The organism is Peribacillus sp. FW305-BF15 (assembly GCF_058783805.1).
Window position 1 is genome coordinate 42,330 of sequence record NZ_JBYSYV010000017.1, and the last position, 24,210, is coordinate 66,539.

Annotated in this window: 20 protein-coding genes, 1 pseudogene and 1 riboswitch; of the genes and pseudogenes, 3 read left to right on the forward strand and 18 right to left on the reverse strand. The window is 40.1% G+C overall.

The genetic code is table 11. The features are described 5' to 3' along the window. Positions 1-5: 5 nt before the first annotated feature. From AC3WLU_RS18110 to AC3WLU_RS18135, 6 genes are all read right to left on the reverse strand, one after another. Complete coding sequence (locus AC3WLU_RS18110; RefSeq protein ID WP_440438565.1) at positions 6-1,457, reverse strand: acyl-CoA reductase; 1,452 nt, start codon at positions 1,455-1,457, stop codon at positions 6-8. Beyond that, the gene (locus tag AC3WLU_RS18115; RefSeq protein ID WP_492597677.1) at positions 1,454-2,542 is read right to left on the reverse strand and encodes a LuxE/PaaK family acyltransferase; all 1,089 of its coding nucleotides are present in this window, start codon (positions 2,540-2,542) and stop codon (positions 1,454-1,456) included. Before AC3WLU_RS18115 ends, AC3WLU_RS18110 begins: the two co-directional genes overlap by 4 nt. A 648-nt stretch (positions 2,543-3,190) precedes the next feature. After that, positions 3,191-4,465, reverse strand: a complete 1,275-nt coding sequence (locus AC3WLU_RS18120) for an Nramp family divalent metal transporter (protein WP_400449137.1) — start codon at positions 4,463-4,465, stop codon at positions 3,191-3,193. Positions 4,466-4,535: 70 nt separating this feature from the next. Beyond that, the gene (locus AC3WLU_RS18125) at positions 4,536-5,717 is read right to left on the reverse strand and encodes a thiolase family protein (protein ID WP_400449136.1); all 1,182 of its coding nucleotides are present in this window, start codon (positions 5,715-5,717) and stop codon (positions 4,536-4,538) included. Positions 5,718-5,740: 23 nt separating this feature from the next. Then, positions 5,741-6,406, reverse strand: coding sequence for a 3-oxoacid CoA-transferase subunit B (locus AC3WLU_RS18130; protein WP_098866401.1), 666 nt, complete (start codon positions 6,404-6,406; stop codon positions 5,741-5,743). A 6-nt stretch (positions 6,407-6,412) separates the two neighbouring features. Next, positions 6,413-7,069, reverse strand: a complete 657-nt coding sequence (locus AC3WLU_RS18135) for a CoA transferase subunit A (RefSeq protein ID WP_400449135.1) — start codon at positions 7,067-7,069, stop codon at positions 6,413-6,415. A gap of 243 nt (positions 7,070-7,312) precedes the next feature. On the opposite strand from AC3WLU_RS18135, the gene AC3WLU_RS18140 reads away from it, so the two are divergent. Further along, positions 7,313-8,098, forward strand: coding sequence for an IclR family transcriptional regulator domain-containing protein (locus tag AC3WLU_RS18140; RefSeq protein ID WP_492597678.1), 786 nt, complete (start codon positions 7,313-7,315; stop codon positions 8,096-8,098). Between the two features lie 296 nt (positions 8,099-8,394). Here the strand turns inward: AC3WLU_RS18140 and AC3WLU_RS18145 are convergent, their stop codons facing one another. The 8 genes and pseudogenes from AC3WLU_RS18145 to AC3WLU_RS18180 form a co-directional block, all read right to left on the reverse strand. Beyond that, on the reverse strand, positions 8,395-9,969 hold the full coding sequence (locus AC3WLU_RS18145) for a class I adenylate-forming enzyme family protein (protein ID WP_412993575.1): 1,575 nt from the start codon (positions 9,967-9,969) through the stop codon (positions 8,395-8,397). 27 nt (positions 9,970-9,996) lie between these two features. Then, positions 9,997-11,169 (reverse strand): acyl-CoA dehydrogenase family protein, encoded by a 1,173-nt coding sequence (locus AC3WLU_RS18150; protein WP_057275932.1) that lies wholly within the window; start codon positions 11,167-11,169, stop codon positions 9,997-9,999. A gap of 168 nt (positions 11,170-11,337) precedes the next feature. Continuing rightward, positions 11,338-12,243 (reverse strand): LysR family transcriptional regulator, encoded by a 906-nt coding sequence (locus tag AC3WLU_RS18155; RefSeq protein WP_412993573.1) that lies wholly within the window; start codon positions 12,241-12,243, stop codon positions 11,338-11,340. Between the two features lie 117 nt (positions 12,244-12,360). Next, positions 12,361-13,599: an MFS transporter gene (locus AC3WLU_RS18160; RefSeq protein ID WP_412993571.1), complete on the reverse strand. Its 1,239-nt coding sequence runs from the start codon at positions 13,597-13,599 to the stop codon at positions 12,361-12,363. A 233-nt stretch (positions 13,600-13,832) separates the two neighbouring features. After that, the gene (locus AC3WLU_RS18165) at positions 13,833-15,824 is read right to left on the reverse strand and encodes an alkyl/aryl-sulfatase (protein ID WP_492597679.1); all 1,992 of its coding nucleotides are present in this window, start codon (positions 15,822-15,824) and stop codon (positions 13,833-13,835) included. 322 nt (positions 15,825-16,146) lie between these two features. Further along, positions 16,147-16,632, reverse strand: a complete 486-nt coding sequence (locus AC3WLU_RS18170; RefSeq protein ID WP_412993567.1) for a DUF2975 domain-containing protein — start codon at positions 16,630-16,632, stop codon at positions 16,147-16,149. Positions 16,633-16,846: 214 nt separating this feature from the next. Beyond that, positions 16,847-17,161: pseudogene (locus AC3WLU_RS18175) on the reverse strand (transposase); the annotation flags it as partial. 238 nt (positions 17,162-17,399) lie between these two features. Continuing rightward, entirely contained in the window at positions 17,400-18,278 is an 879-nt protein-coding gene (locus AC3WLU_RS18180) for a LysR family transcriptional regulator (RefSeq protein WP_053534783.1), read from the reverse strand. Positions 18,279-18,522: 244 nt separating this feature from the next. On the opposite strand from AC3WLU_RS18180, the gene AC3WLU_RS18185 reads away from it, so the two are divergent. Next, complete coding sequence (locus tag AC3WLU_RS18185) at positions 18,523-19,152, forward strand: chromate transporter (RefSeq protein ID WP_413008208.1); 630 nt, start codon at positions 18,523-18,525, stop codon at positions 19,150-19,152. Between the two features lie 48 nt (positions 19,153-19,200). Further along, the gene (locus AC3WLU_RS18190; protein WP_328177224.1) at positions 19,201-19,746 is read left to right on the forward strand and encodes a chromate transporter; all 546 of its coding nucleotides are present in this window, start codon (positions 19,201-19,203) and stop codon (positions 19,744-19,746) included. 152 nt (positions 19,747-19,898) lie between these two features. Here the strand turns inward: AC3WLU_RS18190 and AC3WLU_RS18195 are convergent, their stop codons facing one another. The 4 genes from AC3WLU_RS18195 to hutG all read right to left on the reverse strand — a co-directional run bounded on the left by AC3WLU_RS18195 (position 19,899) and on the right by hutG (position 24,013). Beyond that, complete coding sequence (locus AC3WLU_RS18195; protein ID WP_063576418.1) at positions 19,899-21,215, reverse strand: Na+/H+ antiporter NhaC family protein; 1,317 nt, start codon at positions 21,213-21,215, stop codon at positions 19,899-19,901. A gap of 189 nt (positions 21,216-21,404) precedes the next feature. After that, positions 21,405-21,512, reverse strand: a riboswitch (SAM riboswitch). Positions 21,513-21,846: 334 nt separating this feature from the next. After that, a complete protein-coding gene (locus tag AC3WLU_RS18200; protein ID WP_106026528.1) occupies positions 21,847-22,518 on the reverse strand; it encodes an SOS response-associated peptidase in 672 nt (223 codons plus the stop codon). Between the two features lie 59 nt (positions 22,519-22,577). Further along, positions 22,578-22,733 carry a hypothetical protein gene (locus AC3WLU_RS18205; protein WP_412993556.1) on the reverse strand — a complete coding sequence of 52 codons (156 nt, stop codon included), beginning with the start codon at positions 22,731-22,733 and terminating at the stop codon, positions 22,578-22,580. 323 nt (positions 22,734-23,056) lie between these two features. After that, positions 23,057-24,013: a formimidoylglutamase gene (gene hutG, locus AC3WLU_RS18210; RefSeq protein WP_412993554.1), complete on the reverse strand. Its 957-nt coding sequence runs from the start codon at positions 24,011-24,013 to the stop codon at positions 23,057-23,059. Between the last annotated feature and the right edge of the window lie 197 nt (positions 24,014-24,210).

Genomic DNA, 24,210 nt, shown 5'->3' on the forward strand with positions numbered 1-24,210 from the left:
ACCTCCTAATCAACATAAGGGGCAAATCTTTCACTGTACACTACAGCAGAGGACTCTATATCTACCATGTTGATCAAATCTAGTAAATTAAAGCGGCCATCATGATGCCATCCCGCTTCAGGAGACGTCATACTGCCCAAAGCCGTTAACCTCGTTACACCAATCCCCCCTAATAACTCGGCCCAATGAAAAAGTTCTCCTGGGCTTGCAGCTATACCAACGGTTTGGAGGAAAGCACGGTGAGGCTCAATGGAAGGAATCAGGTCCTCTATTTTTTCAAAGGCAATCACTTTTATTACTCGATTCAAACTACTTGGAGTGAAGGAAATGCCCTTTTCTTCATATACGACGGTCCAATCATGTGCTGCATTTCCCAATACCTCTTTTTGGGAATCATAAAAAACACTCATCTCTTCTCTTTGACGCCACGATGCCAGTGCTGCAGACTCTTCCATTGAAAGACTCCGCCGAGGATACCTTTTTTCCATGTTTTCAAGTTCATGTGCCAGATATCTCGCAAATTCTTTTGGCGAAACAATGCCGCCATGTTGGACATAAAAAATATGGGGAGAGTAGCAGCCTTGCTGATCATAACGGATGACATCAATTGCCGCTTGACGTGCCGTTTCAAAAGCTTTTTGTGAATCCAGGCTTAAACGAGAGATCAACCCAAAACTGATTTTATGCCCATATGCCAAAAATCGGGTGGTTATTGGCGTTCGGCTTTGAAGAGACTGAAGCGAAGCGTTGCCGCCGTACCCTACTACAACGTCACTTTGTTCCAATATGCATGCTTCCCGCTCTTCATCGCCCCCTTTCCACCAAACAATGGCAAAGCAATCCGCTAATTTAGGTTCAATTTCCACTAACAAACGGGCAAACAAGCCCGCAAACAGAGGCTCCGCGCTTGAGACCTTCCCAATGTTTCCTGACTTGGTAAGCAAGGCGGAGATGAAGCTCCACAAAGGAAGACCAGGGACATTCCCCGACCAAATATGGGTGATTAGATTTGGCCCGACTGCCTTAGAGTACCCTCCTTTGATTCGAGGTTGAAAGTCATCAAGCAAGAGGGGATTTCCAAAATCTTCGACAACAAAGCGTTGGAGTTCATGTTTGCGGAACTTTTTCAAATAGACAGTAAGACCAAGACGAACTATTTCCTCATCGTACCCTGTAATAATCGGCAAGAGCTGTTCAGCCTTTTGACGGTACGGTGAACGACGATCCAGCAATCTCTCAATCGCTTTGTCAATAATGTCCATGATTTCCACCGTCGTAAATGCCTTTAATGTCTCAACACTCGCCCTTTTAACTTTTTCTATAACCTTATTCATCTGTTCTATCGTAAGAAGGGGAATCTCCACTTCCACTTCTTCATACTTTCTCTTAAATACTAAAATCCTTTTTGTGAAATCTTCATCCCCTATATCCGGTATATATCCTGCAATCTCTCTCATTCCGAAACGCCCTTTGCAGCTTTTAAAAACTCATCCACTGCTATGGAACAACCTTTTGCTTCTGTTCCCTGCACTCTCCCTAATAAAAGAAAACCACCATCCACCTCGACCCCTAAATCTTCTGTTAGGATGGTAGTGACCGAATTAAAATTAGCTAAGTCACAATGAACAAGTACTCCCCGCTCGCCCTTTTGGACCTCTTCCCCACTTAAAGGATTAATCACTCTAGTCCTTATCCAATGCGGTCCCGATTTCACAGGAGGAACAGTCTCGTTACCATCATCATAAAATTGCGTGCTTAGCTCTGTCATCCCATACATATTGATACACTCAGACCGGTCTACACCTAAGTGAGTGGAAAGCATACGATAGAATTCATCCATACCCAATTCCTTTGATTGATTTTTATATCCTCCCGTATCAAGGATTTTACTTCCCTTTGGTAAACTAAAGGTCTTTCCCATTCGTTCTAATTCTTCGATCATATGTACGAAACTAAAACTCGCGCCTACAAGGGCATAAGGCTCCCCAGTTTTTTCCGCATGCTCAAGGTCCTCCAGCAGGCGGTCCATATCAATTCCACTTTCATTTAATAGATAGTGACTATCCTTCGTACCGAATTCACGCATTCCAAGACCCAAGTAGCGAGCTAATGAGGAGTTAGGCATTTCTATTTCGGTTGGAAAAAGAATCCCCATGCAGATTTTCTCCGTTTCCTTCATAAATCTTTTCCTAAAATTTAAAATCATGGACTCATCAAACACTTCCAAAGTGGGATGATAATGTTTGCCCTTAATTCCTTTTGTAGTTCCGCTCGTCATGAAAACCGCCTCTGTTTCAGAGGGATCTATGGAGCTTAGCGTGACCTCTTTAAAAGCATTAATCGGAACGGCCGGAATATCCCTCCATGTCTTGACTACCCTTGGTGTCTTTCCTTTTTGAAAACAAAAGGTTCGATAGGGAAGATTATGATGGTATTGATAAGAAAATAATTGTAAGGCCTGTTCATTGAATGCCTCGTCTGATGTACCTTCATTCTGCATAAAGCGAACAATATTATTGGTTATGACTTGCTGTTGATTCATCTCGAATCCATCCTTTCATAGAAAATAAAAAAGCACTTTGCGTAAGCAAAGTGCATAGTGGTCCTCTAGTCACAATCCCTACGCTGGCATTACCCAACAGGTTCAAACGGTCTACAACAGTTAGTCATACTCTCAGCCTGATTCCACAGACTCCCGTAACATTAAATTTTATTCAAGTCTATTCCTTCTGCCTAAAAAATGCAACTCCATTTTAAACTATCGTTAAAGACACTAAATCATAGATTCATATTTCATTAAAAGGAGTGAACACTATCATCACCATCGATTTTCTCAATTTTTCATTTTATATGAAGGCATATAATTCTATAAATAATGACATATAAAAGAAATACCATTCCAAACTCTAAAGTAAAAGCTATGTGCTTGTCTGCTGGATATAAATTAAGGTGAAAAACAAAAAAGTCACAGCTACTTTTGGATTGAATATGTTTGCTAGAAATCCTTCTTTAGTATAATTATTATCGATGACCATCAGCTTTTCCGTGAAGGCGTAAAGCACATATGCTTTTTTTATTGACGCTAACGGGGTAGCGAAAATGAGATTTGGGGGTAAAAAAAAGTGAGACTGACCAGCTAAAGGGAAAAATAAAGGCTATCAGGAAGAAGATTCCCCACAGCCTTTACCTATTATTTCGTAAAAATTTCAATAAGTTCGTTAACCCCTAAATAGACGAACATCATGAGACAAGCTGTTAAAACCAAATTAGGAACCGCTTTGTTCCTAAACTCTTTATCTACCTTTTTCGAATTTAATAATAAAATCAGGGAGATCGCCAGAAATGGCATAAATAATGCTCCTAAAGCTCCATATATGATGATTAACTCGACGGGTTTCCCGAAATAAAACAAAATCATCGGAGGGAATGTCAGCCAGGCTAGATAGGCACGATAAGCAGGTTCCGTTTCTGAAACAGCCTGTTTTCCTGGAGCCTTTTTCTTGCGTATCGTTTTGACAAAGTCAGCAAAAAGATACGGAACCCCATTCCAAACTCCAAGTAAGGAAGAGAAAGCTGCAGACCAAAATGCAATTAAGAATAACCAACGCATAGGTGTGCCAAACTCCGCCCCAAGCATTTCGGCAAGTTGGATAAGCCCTTGATCATCACGGATGCTGACACCTGTACCCGCAAGAAATTGAGCACCGATTATCAATGCAGCCAATGTAAAAATAGCTGTTAATGTATAGGCAACCTTGGTATCTGTTCTCATCATGGAAATCCAACCTTTTCCACTCCAGCTTTTTTCACTTAACCAATAACCATAGGAAGCCATAGTGATTGTTCCACCAACTCCACCAATCAAGCCTAGCATTAAAATGAATGAGCCTTCTGGAACTCTAGGAACGAATCCGATTGCGAAATCTCCTAAGCTAGGTAGGAAAAGAATCGCAGTACCGATAATCGTTACAAACATAACACCTATTAAAACTGTCATTACACGTTCAAACAGCAGATAACGGCCTGTCCAAACGAGACCGAAGCCTAGAATCGAATGGACGATAGCCCAAGCCCAAAGCGGCATGATTGGAAACATGGCGTGCATGGCCAATGCTGAAGTCGATGCTGCAGCTGCTCCATAGATAAATCCCCAAATGACTGAGTAGATACCAAAATAACCTGTTGCCCATTTCCCTAATGAATGCCAGCCATCAATCATGGTTTGTCCAGTTGCCAAATACCAGCGTCCTACACCTTCATTTAAAAAGTATTTCAAAATTGCACCGACAATAATGGCCCATACAAAGGTCATTCCAAAAGACGTTCCAATAACGATAGATGTTATCAAATCGGCAGTTCCCACACCTGTGGCAGCGACAACTATACCTGGTCCAACCTGTCTTAATTTTTCCCCCATCGTAGCTGGTGGAATTTTGAGCTGTGGCTTATTAAGTTCTGTCTCCATGTAATGCCTCCTCAGATCGTAAATGTCCAAAATATATTTATTTAATGTAGTTCATTCATTTAGAATCGTCTTAGGCTAATTCTAATAAAATAGCCATGCCCTGACCTCCGCCAATACATAGAGTCGCTATCCCGTATCTTTCTTGTCGTTTTTGCATTTCATGAATTAATTTCGTTATGATTATCGCTCCAGTTGCCCCTAATGGATGACCTAATGCGATAGCCCCACCATTGACATTGATTTTATCAGGATCTAGCTTCGCTTCACGTATCACGGCAAGTGATTGCGAAGCGAAAGCCTCATTCAATTCAAACAGCCCAATATCCTCAACCTTCAGACCAGTTTTTTTCAAAAGTTTTTCGATTGCGGGAACTGGACCGATTCCCATATATCGTGGATCGACACCGGCTGTAGACCAGTTAATGATTTTGGCAATAGGTTTGACACCTATGTTGGAAGCCTTTTCTCGAGTCATTAAGACTAAGGAACTCGCTCCATCATTTCGGCCACAGGCATTACCCGCTGTGACAGTTCCATCCTTTTTAAAGACTGGTTTCAATTGGGTTAATTTTTCTAAGGTTGTGTCCCTTGGGTGCTCGTCTATTTGGAAAATCGATGTGTTTTTTCTAGTTTTTATTTCAATCGGAACAATTTGCGATTGAAAGGATTCAGACTCAATTGCTAATTTTGCCCGATTCTGGCTTTCCAAAGCAAATGCATCCTGATCCTCACGGGAAATATTATATTTTTCCGCAACGTTTTCAGCTGTAATCCCCATACCTAAGTCTTTTCCAAAAACTTCGATTGGCTGCTGGCCATTTTCAAGATTAGAATCAACAAGGTAAGGATTTCCTTCTCCATATCGTGAATTTCTTAAATAAATGGGGGCCCTACTCATATTTTCCGCTCCGCCGGCAACAACAATATCATCCGGATTAAATGCTAAGTGCTGAACCCCCGATACAACAGCCTGAATGCCTGAAGCACATAGTCGGTTTACTGTGAAAGCAGAGGCCTCATGGGGAATACCAGCTCTTAATGCAGCAACACGTGCTAGATTAGATGATTCAGTGGACTGCCGTACCTCACCAAAAATCACTTCATTTATCTGCTCAGGTTCTAGCCCAGCACGCTCAATCGCATCTTTAATGGTTGTTGCAGCTAGATTTCCAGCCGGCACCTCTTTTAATCGTCCGCCAACTCTACCAATGGCTGTACGGTTTGCGCTAACAATTACAAATTCATGATCCATTATAATACCTCCGGATTGTTAATTCATTCGACTGAATACGCTTTCAAACTTGGTGAAATTATAAAATTTGCAGGTGTGATTTCTTTTAATTTCTCTATCGTACACCCCTTGTCCAACTCTTCTAAAATCATTTCATTATCTTTAAATCGAAAAACTGCATATTCAGATATTAATGTCGATACAACACCTTGGGCTGTTAGTGGAATATCGCAGTGATTGACAATTTTCGGATTGCCCTCTTTGGTGCAATGCTGAGTTGCAATGATGACTTCCTTTGCACCCACGACTAAATCCATTGCTCCACCAACTCCTAAAATATCCTTTCCCGGTACAGCCCAGTTTGCTAAATCTCCTGTTTCACTGACTTGAAGGGCTCCTAAAACGACTGTATCAATATGTCCGCCGCGAATCATCGCAAATGATTCGGAGGATGAAAAATAAGCAGCACCTTTTTGTGCGGTAACCGGTAATTTCCCGGCATTTATGATTTCAGGGTCTTCCTTCCCTTTCTCTGGCGAAGGACCTACTCCAAGGAGCCCATTCTCCGTATGAAGGTACACGGATTTGTTTTCGGGTATATAGTTAGCAACCATGGTCGGAATGCCGATCCCTAAATTGACGATTGTTCCCTCTTTTATTTCCATAGCAACCCTTTTGGCTATCATTTCTTTAATAGTAAGTGTCGACATCTTCGGTCAATTTCTCCTTTCCACTATAAAATCCACGAACAAATGAGGCGTTATGATTTCCTCGGGAGATATCTTGCCCATTTCAACAATCTCCTCCACTTCAACTATAGTTATTTTTGCTGCACTAGCCATATCAGGGTTAAAGTTCCGAGCTGTTTTTGAATAGATTAAATTACCCAACCTATCTGCTTTTTTAGCCTTCACTAAAGCCACATCAGCAAATAACGGTAACTCTAAAACATATTCTTTTCCATTAATTACGCGTGATTCTTTATTTTCTCCTATAAGTGTCCCCGCTGACGTGCGAGTATAAAATCCACCTATACCTGCACCTGCTGCTCGTAACCTTTCTCCTAATGTCCCTTGCGGAACCAGCTCCACTTCCAACATACCTTGCTTGACGTAATGGACGGCATCCATATTACTCGTAAAATATGAACCTATCCCTTTTTTTATTTTATTTTGGAGTAGAATCTTACCTAGACCTTTTCCTCCGGGTTCCCCTAGGTTATTGCTAATGATTGTTAAATCGGAAACTGGATGTTCAGCCATTGCTTCCACCAAGTTAAGAGGGCATCCTACCAACCCAAAACCTCCTACAGCGACGGTGTCTCCATCTTTTATATACGAAACAGCTTCTGATGCAGTAATGATTTTATTCAACGTAGCTTAAGCCTCCTCTTCCACGTAATGTAATCCCTTACATATTCTTTGAAAAAAATTAAAAATAAGAGTTGTATAATTGCGATCATAAGTGTACACTATACGTACATATTGTACATATAGTGTACCTTGGGATAATCATAATTATCTTTTGTTAAGAAGTCAACCTAATTGTTTGTTTTTTCTAACAATTAGGCTGATAATTCACTATAAATTTTCATTATTTTTAGGAGGAAGTTCGAGATGAATAATGAAACGGAACAATCATCTTATTTCGTCCAATCAGTCGCAAAAGGATTTGAAGTGTTAAAAGCTTTTGATTCAAGTTCTGCCAGTCTTTCGCTTCGGGAACTTGCAGAGCGGACAGGCATTAATAAAGCGACAGTTAGACGCTTTGCATTAACCCTTGTCGACCTTGGTTATATAAGGTTAATAGAAGACAATAGATTTCAACTCAGCCCTAAGGTTTTGGATTTAGCGGTCCATTATTTACAAACATTGAATTTACCGGATCTTGCTCAACCAATCTTGGAATCTATCTCTGCCACTGTAAAGGAATCAACAAATCTGGCCATTCTGGATGGTGCGGAAGTTGTCTATGTTTCCAGAGTGAATGCAGCTAAAAGGATCGTCGGGGCAAACTTGAAGGTCGGTTCAAGGTTGCCTTATTATGCAACCTCATTAGGAAAAGCACTTGTTGCCTGGTTATCCGAAAACGAAAGGAAAAAAATTTGGGGAATCACCAATATCGAAGCCTTTACCCAAAATACAATCACCACTTATGAAAAATTCGAGGAAGACCTGGCCATGACCAGGGCACGGGGTTATGCGTTAGGTGATGAAGAGCTAGAAGAAGGACTCCGCTCCATTTCAATGCCCATTATCAATTGGCAGGGGGCAACGATAGCCGCAGTAAATGTTTCTACCCAGGTCATCCGAACAGATAAAAAGAAATTATTAGAAATCCACTTGCCAGCCCTTCAAGAAGGAGTTAAAAAATTAAATCATCAAACGGGATCTAAAAGTTAAATCAAAATACACACTTGAAAAAATTGAGGCCACTGAAAAATTTTCGTTTTTTAGTGGTATTTAATTTAGTAGTAAAAAAGACGACTCCAATTTATTTTCATAAAATTGAAGTCGTCTTTTTTATTATTAAGGGTTCTGGTGCGGAAATACCTTTTCGGGAATATATACCTAAGTTTCCTATTCATGTATGAATTATTATGAAATAAAATAATTTGTGTCTATCTTATATTTTTATAGTTTTCTGTAGGTCTCAATGTTGAAATTATGTCTGTTATGATACACTTGTCCTGCCTCTCCTAAATGGTTAGAATACCTTGTGAAAACATCTTTCTTAATTCTTTTTTATCTATTTTTCCAATCGGCGTTAATGGGAACTTATCAAGAAAATAGGCAATTTTAGGAACCATATACTTAGAGGTCCTTTGTTTGCAGAAATCAATTAATTCCTCACTAGTACAGCTCAATCCTTCATGCAATGCTATCACGACACACACTACTTCTCCCCAATCTGGATGGGGAACGCCAATGCATGCGCTTAATGCAACAGAAGGGTGCTGGTTCACCACTCGCTCTACTTCTGAAGAATATACGTTCATCCCGCCTGTAATGATCATATCTTTCTTCCGATCTACAATATAAAGGTAACCGCTTTCATCCCATTTACCAATATCCCCCGTGTAGAACCAGCCATCACGGATGTATTCACGGGTAAGATCCGGTCTTTGATAATATCCAACCATCATGGCTGGGGACTTTATGATGATTTCTCCAAACTCGGTTGGTTTTACATCATTTCCATTCTCATCAATCAGTCGAACTTCGGTAAGAATGCACGGTTTTCCACAGCTTTTCAAAACTTCCGGATTATTATGATAAGCCCATACATGAGCGCTCTTCGATAGTCTTGAAATGACAATATTACATTCTGTCATGCCGTATTGCTGGCGCATGATAGGCCCAAATACTTCAAAAGCTTCTTTAAGGCGCTTCTGTGAAATCGGTGACGCACCATAGAAGATATTGCGCATGGAGCTCATATCATATTCCATCTTCTTGGTCTGATCAAGAAGCCTGTATAACATCGTCGGTACCATGAATGTCGTCGTGATTTCATGTTCCTTTATCGCCTGTATGAATGCTGCAGCGTCGAATGAGCCCATCACATAAACATGGACGCCCGAAACAAAGGATCTCCAAAGTAGTGAACCGGCTGAATGCACAATGGGCGTACTTAGCAATACCCGGTCCCGGTCGTCCAGCGGGTCTTCGATAGCTGCAGAAAGTATCGCGGCGCCGAGTCCTTTCTGGGAATGCATGACGCCTTTGGGTGTACCCGTTGTCCCGCCTGTATAGGACAGAAGGGCAATGTCATCTTCTTCAGCTGTTGGCAAGTCTAAATTATTTATTTCACCAGGCCATTTAAATAGTTCAAACTCCTCCGGATAATTACTATTAAAGCCAGGGAGCCCAATAACATGGACATCCTCCTTCTTCATTTCTTCCAAATACTCTAAGAAGGTGTCAAAGTGTGTCTGTGTAGCAATTATGACCACTTCTGGTTTTGCTTCCTTTAAAATGAATTGTATTTCTCGTTTTCCGAGTTTTTCACTTAATGGCACCAAGGTAGCCCCGCATTGCTGGACGGCCAAACCAAACATCACACTTTCCAAACTGTTTGGAATGATGGTCGCTATGCGGACGCCCCTTCCTGCACCTAAGCGCATTAAATAAGAAGTGATACGTTCTGTTTTCTTCCATAACTCGTCGTAGGTTATCGTTTCTCCGTTTGGCAACAAGGTAATAGCCGGCAGGTCACCGAATCGTTTCATTCCTTTATTCATCAGTGACTGAAATGTCAACTTATGCAGCATGAATTTTTTCCTCCCCCGAAAAAGTTTTCACCCTTTTAATAGTGCTTTGGCAATTGTATTTTTTTGAATCTCTGAGGTTCCGCTCAGAATCCGATACATCCGTGCACTCCTGTACATTTTTTCTACTGGATGCCCTTTTACCAAGCCTTTGGAGCCAAAGATTTGGATGGCCTTGTCAGCCACACGGCTATTTACCTCTGAAGCAAACAGCTTGGCCATGGATGTACCGGCCCGATCCTCTTTTCCTTGATCGATTTTATCAACCACATCATAGACCATGCATTTTGCTGCATAGATTTCCGTCGCCATATCAGCGAGCATATGCTGAATTGCCTGGAAGTCACCGATGGGCCGGCCATACTGGACTCGCGTTTTGGCATGTTCAACAGATAAATCGAGAAGGTGTTGAGCCATTCCGATAAAGCCGGCGGCATGGGAAGCGCGATTTGTGTTTATTCTTTTCAATCCGAGCAGCAACCCTTTTCCTGGTTCTCCGATTATATTGGCGGCAGGCACTCGACATTGATTGAAATTCAATTCGGCATGTATGCGTTCTCCTGATAGGGGAACTTGAATGTCTCCTAGTTCAAACCCTGGATGTTGTGGTGTTTTTTTATCAACTAGGAAAGCAGTGATCCTTTCTTTTTCTCCTTTCCGGGATTCTTTCGCTATGACAATGGCGAAATCAGCATAGGGGGCCGCACTGATAAAATGTTTCTTTCCGCTTAATATATAATCATTTCCGTCTTTAACGGCTGTTGTTTCGATAGCGAATGCATCCGACCCGGCATTTGGTTCTGTAAGGGCAAAGCAGCAGCTCACTTCTCCCGTCACAACGGGCATCACATATTTTTCTATTTGCTCCGGTGTAAAACTTTCCAACATCTGACCAATTCTTAGCGGCCCGCCAATCTCCCCTATAACCTGCCCCCATAAAACCGCTCCGGAACGTGCCAATTCTTCCTTGAACATGCATAATCCTTTTAAGCTTACTTCTTGTCCGCCATATTTTTCAGGGAGGTTAATTCCGTAAAAGCCCAATTCCCTGGATCTTTTCCTTGCCCATTTTATGGCTTCCATCGGAATATCCTCTTCAGCGTTCAAGCCATGCTCCTGTTCATATGGAAGCAATTCATTTTGGATGAAATCCTGCAACTTTGTTTGTAGTACCTCTAATTTCTCTTCCTGGGTCGTTACCATAAGTTTCCCCTTTCGATTTTTATTTTCGTTGAATTTTTTAAGTATTTAAAATGTTATAATATTAATTTTAAATGTAAATAATATTTAAGTAAAATAAGGATATATGATATAAATATAAAAAAAATTGATGTAAATAAAAAAATATTAGTTCCCTATCATCATAGGAAACTAATATTTAAGAGTGGTGTAGAATTCGAGACATTTTATGAACTCCCTGGCAGCTTTTGAAAAATACTGCTTCTTAGAGCAAACGTAACCGAATTCCATTGTATTATTTTCCATCTCCACCAAAGGAATGGCCACAAGCTCCCCGCTTAGGAAATAGGGGTCGCTGTTAACTCCAATATCATAAGAAAAGGCAATCGCTAATCCCTCAGCGACGGTTTTTTTGATGATCTCTGTATTATTTGTGAAAAACAAAATATTCATCTCACCGTAACGATCAAAAAAACCTTTAATGAACGACTTCATTCTTGGTCCATTGTAAATGACCAAATTTTGGTCCATAAGCTCTCGTGGGGTTATGCTTTTACGGTTCACTAAAGGGGAGTTCTTACTGACCATCACAATCACTTTTGCTTCCATCAAAGGTTGGAATTCCAACTCAATTTCTTTTGGTTTAACCTTTGGGATATTCAATAGCCCGATGTCTATTTTACCATTCCGTACTTCTTCGGTTATCTCTTGTCCCCCTTTTTCTTCAATGACAATTTTCACCTCGGGATACTTCTTCTTAAATAAGGCCAAGGATTTAGGCAAAACCGTTAGAAATAAACCTTGTGTTGATGAAAGGCGCAACTCTTTTTCCATCGTATCTGAATGTATTTGGGCACTGTCTCTTATTTCTTCCAATTTGCTTAATACTTCAAGAGCTTTCTGGATGATTTCCTTTCCGTCTTCTGTAGGTATGGTTCCTAACCTTGACCTCTTGAAGATTTTTATACCTAATTCCTTCTCCAAACTCGTAATGGCCATACTGATTCCAGATTGAGAGATATGGAGGCTTTCTGATGCAGTGGAAATCGAGTTAACCTCGGCTACCTTAATGATATATTCCAATTGTTCAATATTCATGGTTTATTCTCCTTCTAGCCTATTACTACTATCATACCTCGAACAGAAAGCCCTTTCAATTTTAGAGAAGTGGAATCAGAATACCTCAAGCTTTTTCCTCAAAAGCAGAATCTAGTTTTATACAATGGTAGATGTTTTTTCGTATTCTGTAGCGGGTTGTGCCTGATTATTTTTAATAGATACGGCAACAATCGTTCCTAATAACGCGATTATCACCAAAAACAGGAAAGCGGCATTATAGGAGTCATTAAACAGACTGATAATCAAACCGAGGGCTAAAGGAGAAACCGCACCTGCAATTTGACCGGCAAAAGTTACGAGTCCGGAGGCAGAGCCCGTTAGTTCCTTTGGTGAGTATTTTATGATGATCGTATAAAGAACCGTTCCAAAGAAAGACAGTGCTACGGAGTTGAGAGTGAGATAAGTGATGATAAGTGCTATAGACGTGGCGTTAGACATTAGAAAGAGAAAAATTGCCGATAATAAAGCGCCTGCAGCGGCAAGATACTTCTCCCGGTTAGCCATATGCTTATCCAGAAGCCACCCGCTTACATTAAACATCAAGAAACCAAAAATATAAGGGATTGCCAATAAACCTCCGGCGGCTATTAAATCCACCCCTTTTTCTTTAACCAAATATATAGGCATCCAAGTGATCAGACCATAGTTGATAATATTTGATATAAACTTGAATGTTATGAGTTTCCAAATATTTTCGATTTTAAATAACAGTTTCAGAGCAACCTTTTTTTGTTTCGGTTTGTCTTTTTTAACCTCTTGATTTCCTTGAGGCTTTAGAATGAACCAAATTCCGAAAGAAGCTAATATCCCTAGAATCCCGGAAATGGTAAACATGCCCCGCCAACCGAATGCCACCACCATGGAAGCTGCAAGTGCAGTACCTAATATCCCGCCAATATTTTGGGCAGAAAGGAAAAACGAATTTGCCCTGCCCCGTTCTTCTTCCGGGAAGTTATCTCTTATAGTGGACATACTGGCAGGATAGAAAGGCCCTTCACCTAACCCGAACAGAAAACGGATGAATAATAAAGACATGAATGACCAAGCAAACCCAGTCATTACAGTGAACAAGGACCAACTAAGCAAAGAAACAGTAACCATGACCCTGGCGCCATACTTATCGGTCATCCATCCACCAAGCGGTTGCATGAGTGAGTAGCTAACAAAAAATATACTAATTAAAATACCTGTCTGGGACGTATTGAGATGAAACTCATCTGCAATAGGGATAATCCCGACATTTATGGCAACGCGATCAAAAAAACTTAAAATCATTCCAACAAATAAAAGGCCGCTAATCATTATTTTTCGTTTCTTACTTGCATATAACTGCATTTACCATCACTCCATTTTTTTATATTTTCACAAAACCTCGGTCGCATAGGAAGCGCTTACAGTTCCTTTCGAATTACAAAACTTGTTCTGTAACTATTAGGAGCGTTTTATAAAAAATTAAAAACGAAACAGGATGCCTACAGGATTAATAATACATTCAAACCCACGAGACTGCTAAGTAGACTCGTGGGTAACCGATCCATCCTTGTTTCAGAATATGAAGTGTTTGATTATCACGGAGTTACGATATTAACCTTTGGTTGGAATTGATCCAGCAAAGTCAGGAAATCTTCAAACTGTTTTTTATCACCGGAAATGGCAACTTTACCGGCTGCTTCCATTTTGGATAAATCTTCACGTCCCAGAGCAATCTGATAGAAGGTTATTCTATCTAATGTTAATGCTGCATCAGGGTTGGACGCCATTTTCCCTTTTTTGAAGTTCAATACAGAATTATTCAGATCGATCGTGTAATTGGTTTTCGAATCTGTAAATGTCAAATTGAAAGTCATATTTTTATTTTCCGCTTTCATTCCGTTTAATTTAATGGACAAGAATTTCAGGAAATCATCCATTGGCATATTGAGCAGCGTATCGAGATTCATCATTCCGCCACTTCCCTTTGAGTCTGCCACACCATTCCTTAACTCGTCTGCGCCGGTAAGATAGAAATTACGCCACACAGAAGATTCAGCTGTGTATCCTAATTGCTCATAAGCTTTAGCCAGTAAATTTTTTGCTTCTGTATTTTTCGGGTTGGCCATGACGACATGCTTTAAGACTTGAGCCACCCAGCGATATTCCCCTCTTTTATAATCAAGTTTTGCCTGTTTAATGACCTTCTTTTCCCCACCCATATACTGTACATATTTAGCGCCCGATTCCTCTTGTGGTAATGGATCCAAGTCGGATGGATTACCGTTGAAATATCCTAAATAAAAGTTATACACCGCTTTTACGTTGTGTTTCAATGTTCCGTAATACCCCCGATTGGCCCAGACTTTATCCAACTTTTCAGGAAGCTTTAACTCTTCCGCGATTTCATCAGGTGTAAGTCCTAAATTAGCTAATCGTATGGTTTGGTCATGAATATATTTGTACAAATCACGCTGACTTTCCAACTGCTCCAGAACATCGTCCCTTCCCCATATGGGCCATGTATGGGCTGTAACCATAGCATCTATATCTTCGTTTCCAAACAGATCAACTGTTTCATCAAGTGCTTTCACCCATTTTAGGGTATCTCTGGTTTTAGCTCCCCTTAATGTATAAATATTATGTAACGTGTGTCCGGTGTTTTCCGCTACCACTAAAGTTTTGTAATCATTGATATAATAATGCATTTCAGATGGAGCTTCCGAATCCGGCGTCAATAAAAATTTAAATGTAATTCCGTCTATTTCCACCGTTTGAATATCATCCTTCACTTCCATTGTTGGAGGTAAATAGCTAAAAGTTCCGTTACTTAATCCAGGGCCAATACCAGAAGTAACAAATCCCCTTTCATTTGCGGGTAAGAGATTTCCAAACATATAACCTGCACGGCGAGACATTATATTGCCTAAAAGAATGTTTTCACTTAGCGCTTCATCGTTAAAACCTGCTGGGACAATAATCGGCACCTTAGCTGGATTGTCAGCATATTGAGCAATGCCTTTCATACCACCAAAGTGATCCGCATGACTGTGACTAATAACAATTGCACTTACTGGGGATTTAGGCCGGTGTTCAAAATAAAGCTCCATGGCGGCTTTGGCCGTTTCAATTGTAGAAAGTGTATCCAAAACTATTAATCCTGTTTTTCCTTCCACAATGGTAAGCACTGATAAATCCTGGCCCCGAACTTGATAAACGCCATCCACCACTTTAAATAAGCCTGTTATATTTTGTAATTGTGCCTGCCGCCACAAGCTTGGGTTTACAGTAAAACTTGCCGGCTGATCTTCTTTGATGAATGAATATCGATTACTATCCCAAACCACGTCACCTTTTGAATTTTTAATGGGATTCATATTCAAAGGCGCAATGAAACCTTTATGTGCATTCTTGAAATCTTCTTTATCTGTAAAATTCAACTGTTCATAAAAAGCCTTATTTGCTGAGATTGTTGCATCTGTTGCCGGCATTGGCTCATCTGAAGCAGCATTTGTAACAGAAGAACCTGCCAGTAAAACAAAAACAATGGGAACGGTTACAAATCCTTTAATAAAAGATATTTTGGACATTTCATACCCCTTTCTAAGTAGATATCTTGTATCTATTCCGAATGTTAAAGTATCTTTCTTAGATTTTTTTGAATAATATGAATTTATCTTATAATTAATTTGCCATTAAGTATATTTACTATTTCTAATAGTAACTTCAATTTTATTTATATAAAGGCAATGTTAAATTCTAATGTTGATATTTGACCATAATGAAACCGCCTTGGTGAAAAGGCGGTTCTTTGAGCTATCGTCCCCGTGTTTGTTTTTAATGAGTGTCTTCATCGCTTTTGTTCTCCAAAAATCACCTGGCTGACAATACAAAGTCTTACATATCCGTTAATCATTCATTTTTTGACATTATATCTGGGTCATTTTTTAATGGCTTTTGAAGTGCGTCCACAATGGCTGCGATGATACTTGTTACTAAAATACCCATTAGACATAATGATGTAGGACCCGCTGCATCATCACTACTTGTAACTTTAGCAAGCACCCTTAAGCTTACTATTCCTAACAAAATGAGGAAAATGACTGTAAAAGCACATTTCTTTATAATCTTCAAAGATTTAAGGGATAATTCAGAGAAAGCATTGTTCTTTTCGATGTAGGTTAATAGTTTATATGCTTGATACAACGCAACAGAAAACGCAATACAGAATCCGTATGCACATACTAAAAAGGGGATTAGGAAGTAAGCCGTATCTGGATGTACCCTTGCATCTCTAACGGCTATCTCAGGCAACCAGATACACAAAGCAAGCACTGCAATTCCAGCCAGAAAAATAATTACCTTTAAGAAAGTGGTTGAACCTCGTTTAACATTCATTTAAAACACCTCACCTATTTAATGACAACTTGATTTTAGCATATTATTTATCGTATAACAGTAAATTTATATTGTTTTTATTTACATTATTATTGTTATTGAAATATCCTTTTAATTTTGACAAAAATAAAAAGCACTTCTCATTACAAAGAAATGCTCTTACTTTAAAATGTTAAATTTACAACTTGTTCAACAAAACTGCCCGTTTAGATTTATGTGGTCTTCTGATTCGTTGAAGGGGCGTGTTTGTGAGGTCGTTGAAGGTTTGATGGCAGGCTTTACAGCTGTAACGCTGCTGTTTCACCTCTCCAGCACATGTTTTGATAACGTATTTACCAAATCGCACAACAAAATGGCTGTCGCAATGTGGCCAGACAAGACTAGCTTTATGCTTTTGTACCTGGATTTCATCAATTGCACGAATAGGAGCCGACATCGGTTTCGTTCGAGACTGCAAGAAATATACAAGTTGCTGTTTACCGCTTTCATTTAATTCTTCGGCGAGCTTCTTTATTTCCTTTAACTCCACGCTATATCATCTCCGAACCATCATTATATCTTTTATTATGCCCATTAATCCCTTTGTTTGTCTAACCGAAGACAGAACAACCAAATACAAAATACCCTTCCCGATAGAGAAGAGCTTTTATAATCAATGCTGTATATTCAATTTACCATGACTTTTGCTAGCTGCCGGGGCCACGCCGTTAATCACGAAACTGAAAACGCTGCCAATTGTATGAGTGAACAAAGGCAGCGTCCCATCCTTATTGAAGAAAATCAACAAATTTAGACACCCCTATTTTATTAAAACGCTTGTTTTTCCTGACTAGCCATAAATTTCTTGCCATATTTATTCTGTATATATCCACTTCCCGCAAAAAGCCTTGCTCCAATTCTCTGGCCACTGTCAACCTTGGCAAAATGCTGATTCCAAGTCCGGCTTCAACCGCACTTTTTATCGCTTGTGTACTGCCAATCTCCATGTAGCTTTCAATTTTTTCTAAAACCCCATGCTCCCGTAGCATATTTTCTACGATAAGCCGTGTTCCGGAAATGGATTCACGCCAAATCATCCTTTCATTTCCCAATTCCTCTAGCTGAATTTCTTTTCTGTCTTTCCATGGGTGGTCGGATGGACATACCAAAATCAATTCGTCTTCGGCGAACTTGTCTACAATAAAATCGGTGTTTTCCACAAGTCCTTCCACCAAGGCCAAATCAATGACATCGTTTGAAAGATCCTCCAGAACCCGGGGAGTATTTTTAATCGTCAATGTCACTTTTATTTCTGGCTGTTGTTTTTTGAATCTCCCAAGCAAGCTCGGCAACAAATACTCGCCGATAGTCAAGGAAGCCCCTACTATGAGATTTGCATTGTACTTCCCCGTCGATTGCTGAATCACTTCTTTTGAATGGTTGAAGTCATTTACTATGGCTTTAGCAAAAGGGTATAACAGCTTTCCTGCTTCTGTAACTCTAAGCCTTCCTTCCTCACGGTCGAATAACAAAGTGTTATAATAATTTTCCAGTTGATGGATCTGCCGTGTTACAGCGGGCTGGGATAGGAAGCTTAACCTCGCTGCCTGGCTTATGCTTCCTTCATCCACCACTAAACAAAACATTTTCAGATTTTCCAATTTCAAGAAAACGACCTCCATGTTTTTAGATAGTTTATTAAAATGATAGCATCATTAGGTAAATGGTGAAATGAAAATAGTGAGATACATTCTAAGGGTATTCAATTTTTGGCGGCATTCTAATAAAACGGATAAATCTTCTGGGTATAACGTTTTGTTATACCCGATGATTTTGTTGCAATTTACCCAGCCCTTTTTCTTTGATATGTTAATGATAAGAATTAAACAAAGCATGCAAAGGAAGTGACTGATGTCAATGAAAGGACAATGGAAAACTCTATTCCAATTATTTTGGACCTTTTTTAAAATAGCACCTGTCACATTCGGAGGCGGGTTTGCGATGATCCCTTTAATCGAAAATGAAGTGGTCGAAAAGAGAAAATGGATGAAAAGCGAGGAAGTTACGGATGTTTTTGCTTTATCTCAGTCCGTACCGGGAGCTGTCGCCATTAACTCCGCCACCTTTATCGGCCATCGAATTGCCGGAATGAAGGGGGCAATTGCAGCCATGATCGGTGTTTCATTACCTACCTTTTTAATTGTTCTGCTCCTGGGCATTGTGTATTTTTTCATTCAGGATAATCCGAAGGTTGAATCCGCATTCATATCGATCAGAGCTTCCATAGTAGCCATCATCGCCTATGCGGCTATCAAGATAGGAAAAACCGCAGTTGTAGACAAATCAACTTTCTGTATTTTAATAGCAGGAATTCCCGTCCTCTTCTTTCTTCACCCTGTGATGGTTATATTAGCAGGAGCTCTAGCCGGTATTGTGACCATCTCCATTAAGAGAAAATTAGGTTACGATGTCAAGATGGACAAAAAAGATAGGAAAATAGAAGAAAATGATTTCGAACCTTTCATGGGTGCTGGCATATAGGTAACACAAAATAGGGACTAACTAATTTTTAAGAAAGCATGTGATGGAATGATGGAATTGTGGGAGTTGTTTAGCACCTTCTTTATTATCGGCTTTGTATCTTTCGGAGGCGGATACGCCATGATTCCCGTAATAGAATCGGAAGTCTCACAGCATGGATGGATGACTACGCAGGAATTCACCGATATAATCGCCATTTCCGGGATGTCCCCAGGACCTGTCACCGCCAATAGTGCTATTCTCGTTGGCTATTCGACTGCTGGGTTAGCAGGAGCCATATCATCTGCTCTAGGAATCTTGCTTCCTGCCATTATAATCGTAACCGTTATAGCCACATTTTTCAGCAAATTGAATCATTATCCAGTTGTTCAATCCATGTTTTATGGATTAAGACCGATTGTCACTAGTTTGATCATCTTTGCAGCGATCAGTTTAGCACTTTCCAATCATATGATAGCCGTGAACGTTTCATGGCATACGATAAGCTTATTAATCGTTTTTGGTTTATCGTTATTTGCCCTAATGAAATTACGCTGGCATCCAGCCTATATAATTATTCTTTCCGGTTTAGTAGGTGTTGTCCTCTATTCATGACAGGTGTCTCACACACAACCATCATTAATTTGGACCGGAATTAAGCAAAAAAATTGAAAAGTGCGAGAAAACTTTATTATGTTTATGTATTTACCATACAGAAAACACCCTGCATCCAATGATTCAGGGTGTTTTGTTATTATATTCTCTTTTTAAGAGGTACGTTTCTTCATTTCATCATTTCCCGGCTGAAACCGTGGAAAACCAATCAGGATGGCAATGATGCCACAAAGTCCAATCAGGATTGGGTAATATGAATACGGCAAGATGCTTAACGGAGAAATTTTTGCTACCCCTGCTGCAACAAGCAGTTGTGCTCCATATGGGATCAACCCTTGGATACAACATGCAAAAATGTCAAGGACGCTCGCCGATTTCCGCGGATCAATCCCATATTTTTCAGAAATATTTTTGGCAAGTGGCCCGGCAATGATAATCGAAATCGTGTTATTTGCCGTTGAAAGGTTCGTTAAACCAACAAGCCCCGCAATGCTGAATTCCGCCCCTTTTTTCGATTTGCTATTTCGTGTCACTAGGTGGAGTAAATAGTCAATGCCACCATTATGTTTGATTACAGCTACCATACCTGCAATTAAAATGGCAAGGAAGGAGATTTCATACATTCCCGCCATTCCTTCTCCAACTTTTTGAATGACACCCAACGGTTGATAACTACCATCAGCCAAGCCGATGATTCCGGCAAATACGATTCCGCTGGAAAGGACCAAGAACACATTGACTCCTGCCAATGCAGTGACCAATACGCAAAGATACGGAAGAATCTTCACCCAATCATAAGACTGTTGGGAAATGTCAGCCTGTTCACCCATCGTTAAAATTCCTAGGATGGCACATGTGATGATGGCTGCAGGTAAAACGATGAAAAAATTCACTTTAAACTTATCCTTCATTTTCGTTCCCTGAGTTCGGACAGCAGCGATTGTCGTATCTGAAATGAATGAAAGGTTATCCCCAAACATCGCACCACCAATAACGGCTGCCATTGAAAGGGCAAGTGAAATATCAGTTTGTTCACTAATCCCTACCCCGATAGGTGCCAGGGCAACGATCGTTCCCATGCTTGTCCCCATGGATAGAGAAATAAAACATGCGATGATGAAAATCCCCACCATTAATAGATTTTGGGGGAAAACAGCTAAGGCAAGATTCACGGTTGATTCAACTGCCCCCATGCCATTGGCAACTTCGGCAAAAGCGCCGGCCAAAAGGAAAATGATAACCATTAACATAATATTGGCGTCCCCGGCACCTTTACAGAAGATATCAACCTTTTCATTGAATGTCTCTTTCCGATTCATCGCCAATGCAGCTGCCGATGCAATGGAAATCGCTACAATCACCGGAAATGAATAAAAATCTTTAGTGATGATTCCGGATCCAATAAATAAAATTAAAAATACGACAAATGGGATCAATGCCCATGGATTCCCTTTATTGTTTGCACTCATGATGTACACCTCTTTTTATTTTTCCCGCGACATGTGTCACAGCTCTTATTCTATTAACAGTTTTCGCAAATAACTCCAATTTGAACCTACCTGATTTTCCAGTCATGGAGCTGTAGCAAAAAACTGGCATAAAAAAGACCCCTTCTATTTAACAACAAGAAGAGGTCTTTTAATTTATAAAAAACACCCTCCTTATCTTTCAGGCGAAAATCAGCCTGCTGGATTTGGCACAGCACTCCATTTAAGTCCGCTGCCGAGACATCTTCGGGCCAGTCCCTCCGTCTCTCTTGATAAGAAGATTACATTATATAATTATTTAAAAATTACGATGCCTGCCAGAAAAGTACCACGCTGGAAACTTGCCTGAGTTCGTGACATCGAAAGTCGTTTTGAAAAGCAAATATAACAGTACAGCATTTTGTCTATTTTCGCAAGGGTTTATTTTTAAAGTGTTTCACATGCACTCCTTACTGTTTATAAAGAGATCTAAGTTGATTGGAGCGGGTGAGCGAGACTCCTGGGGGAAAAGCGAGTGCCTGGAGGCGACGTCAAATTGTACAAACCATAAAAAAAATGCAGACAAACTCGATCTTCATCGAGTTGTCTACATTCTGAGAGGCCTAATGAACTCTCAACAAATTTGTTGGATTAGGTTAGGTGTATTATTTTTAGTCGAGTTCACATCAGTCGATACTTCAAATGCTTCCATCTGTTCCGAATCGAATGATTTTAAATACTGTTGCAGATATGCAGGATCATTAATGGAAGGATTCAACCAATCTTTTTCATCTTCTGGTTTTAGGATGACAGGCATGCGGTCATGAATGCTGGTCATTAGCTCATTTGGCACAGTTGTTATAACAGAGCACGAATAGATGCTGATGCCTTCAGGAGATTTCCAGGATTCCCAGAGACCGGCCATTCCAAATGGAGCATGATTCTTCAGTTTTATCCGCATCGGTATTTTTCTTTCTGGTGTCTTCTTCCATTCATAAAAAGAGTCAGCGATTATCAAGCATCTCTTCTTCTTATACGCATTCCTGAAGCTTGCTTTCTCAGCAATGGTTTCCGCTCTGGCATTGATCATTTTGTAGCCCGCTTTTTCGTCTTTTGCCCAGAAAGGAATGAGTCCCCACCGAAGATATCCAAGCCGGTTCCTTACCCCGTCATTAATGACGGAGAGCACGGATTGGGAGGGAGCAATATTGTAGCTGAATTGGTATTCCTCATCAAATGACCCTTGGATATCAAACCGTTCTTTTATTTCTTCTATGTCAGTGAAAAGAGTGAAACGTCCACACATAATATCGCCACCGTATTAATATTTATTACAGTGTATCAAATGGAATGGGCAGGCACAAATCAGCTTTCTAAAATCTTGATATCAGTAAATGGTTGATTAAATAATTCGCTGGAAATCAAAAGAGTGCCAAGGACTTCTCTTTCATCTTCAGCTTTAATGATTTCCGACAAAATTAAGGTACTGCCATTCCTGACCGTTACTTTATATTCATTCATGGAATCCCTCCTCAAAAGGCTAGATGGTTGTTATTATAAACCAAAAACCCACAAGTATCAGTATTGAACTTGGCAGAGGCATGGAAAATCCACATGCCTTTATACTTTAAATGGTTAGTCGAACGAAGCAATGCCAAGGACCATGAATCCTTGTGAAGGAGGCGCAAAAAACTGTCCATGAATGATTCATGGACAGTTTGGGGGCTTTAAAGGTTTTTCGCTTCAATATTGAAGATAACATTAAGGAAAGCCCCAACAGTCGATACGAAAAGAAACGCTCTTTCTGGGAAGACCGAATTGGAGTTGCCGCCATCCCATGTCCATTATTTAAAATGCAGCAAAACCTCATTTATTAAATGCCCTGCCAATGTAACGGTCTTATTATTTTCGTCCAATGAAGGGTTCACTTCAGAGATATCAAATGAGAGGATCTTTTCATTCGATACGATATGCCTAATAATGGCACGGACCAATTTCGGATCCAGTCCAAACGGCGATGGTGCACTTACCCCAGGTGCGTAGGCTGAATCAATAACATCCGAACATAATGTAAGCATGATATAGTCATTTTCCTTAGCGAATTCATTTATCCTCCGCTTCGTTTCATCCATTTCGTATAATGACAAATCTTCTTCCAATATGTAGTCGACATTACTCCTCTCTGCAGTTTCAAACAGTGCCTTCGTATTCCCCTGCTTCTGAATTCCGACACATAAATAGCCACAACTTTGATCTTCGTCCAAAATCTGCTTAAACATCGTGCCAGATGAAGTTTCATTTTCATAAGGCCTCATATCAAAGTGAGCGTCAATATTAATAATCCCTAGTCTAGCTTTTGGTCCAATGGATTTCCTAATCCCAAGATAATGGCCATACAGGGTTTCGTGACCTCCCCCAAGTATGATAGGAATCGCTTTACTCTCCAAAATCCGGGCAACAGCTGATCCCAGTTGAGATTGGGCGGCTTCCATCTCTGTACTTTCACATATTACATCGCCAGCATCCACCAGCTCGGTTTGGGAAGGTAAATGACAAGGTAATTTTGCCAACGATTGCCTAATATGATCAGGACCCTCGGCAGCACCAACCCTGCCTTTATTCCTTTTGACGCCTTCATCACATTTAAAGCCAATCAGTCCAAAAGTTCGTGATGCATTGGAAGAGGTGGCTAATTCCGAAATGGGTGCCAAGCGCACTCTTTGGTGGTATCTGAAGCTGTCCAGGTCAGTTTGGGAATCAATTCTTCCATTCCAATATTTTAAAGTCGGGTGAGTATACATAATTTCTCCTTTATTTTAAAAATTCCGAAATATCTTTCTTAAAAATTATAATAGAGATAATGTATAATTACCAATACAAAAATTTAATATTTCTATAGAAGGTCAGCGTACATTTATGATATTGACAAATATATCTGTTGGAGAATATCTTCCTTGTATCCGTTTGACATTGCTGCTCAAGCCAGTAGATTTAGCAA

Coding starts and splice junctions, on each gene's coding strand:
- AC3WLU_RS18110 (WP_440438565.1), bottom strand. CDS start 1,457: ATGAGAGAGATTGCAGGATATATACCGGATATAGGGGATGAAGATTTC.
- AC3WLU_RS18115 (WP_492597677.1), bottom strand. CDS start 2,542: ATGAATCAACAGCAAGTCATAACCAATAATATTGTTCGCTTTATGCAG.
- AC3WLU_RS18120 (WP_400449137.1), bottom strand. CDS start 4,465: ATGGAGACAGAACTTAATAAGCCACAGCTCAAAATTCCACCAGCTACG.
- AC3WLU_RS18125 (WP_400449136.1), bottom strand. CDS start 5,717: ATGGATCATGAATTTGTAATTGTTAGCGCAAACCGTACAGCCATTGGT.
- AC3WLU_RS18130 (WP_098866401.1), bottom strand. CDS start 6,406: ATGTCGACACTTACTATTAAAGAAATGATAGCCAAAAGGGTTGCTATG.
- AC3WLU_RS18140 (WP_492597678.1), top strand. CDS start 7,313: ATGAATAATGAAACGGAACAATCATCTTATTTCGTCCAATCAGTCGCA.
- AC3WLU_RS18145 (WP_412993575.1), bottom strand. CDS start 9,969: ATGCTGCATAAGTTGACATTTCAGTCACTGATGAATAAAGGAATGAAA.
- AC3WLU_RS18150 (WP_057275932.1), bottom strand. CDS start 11,169: ATGGTAACGACCCAGGAAGAGAAATTAGAGGTACTACAAACAAAGTTG.
- AC3WLU_RS18155 (WP_412993573.1), bottom strand. CDS start 12,243: ATGAATATTGAACAATTGGAATATATCATTAAGGTAGCCGAGGTTAAC.
- AC3WLU_RS18160 (WP_412993571.1), bottom strand. CDS start 13,599: ATGCAGTTATATGCAAGTAAGAAACGAAAAATAATGATTAGCGGCCTT.
- AC3WLU_RS18165 (WP_492597679.1), bottom strand. CDS start 15,824: ATGTCCAAAATATCTTTTATTAAAGGATTTGTAACCGTTCCCATTGTT.
- AC3WLU_RS18170 (WP_412993567.1), bottom strand. CDS start 16,632: ATGAATGTTAAACGAGGTTCAACCACTTTCTTAAAGGTAATTATTTTT.
- AC3WLU_RS18185 (WP_413008208.1), top strand. CDS start 18,523: ATGTCAATGAAAGGACAATGGAAAACTCTATTCCAATTATTTTGGACC.
- AC3WLU_RS18190 (WP_328177224.1), top strand. CDS start 19,201: ATGATGGAATTGTGGGAGTTGTTTAGCACCTTCTTTATTATCGGCTTT.
- AC3WLU_RS18195 (WP_063576418.1), bottom strand. CDS start 21,215: ATGAGTGCAAACAATAAAGGGAATCCATGGGCATTGATCCCATTTGTC.
- AC3WLU_RS18200 (WP_106026528.1), bottom strand. CDS start 22,518: ATGTGTGGACGTTTCACTCTTTTCACTGACATAGAAGAAATAAAAGAA.
- AC3WLU_RS18205 (WP_412993556.1), bottom strand. CDS start 22,733: ATGAATGAATATAAAGTAACGGTCAGGAATGGCAGTACCTTAATTTTG.
- hutG (WP_412993554.1), bottom strand. CDS start 24,013: ATGTATACTCACCCGACTTTAAAATATTGGAATGGAAGAATTGATTCC.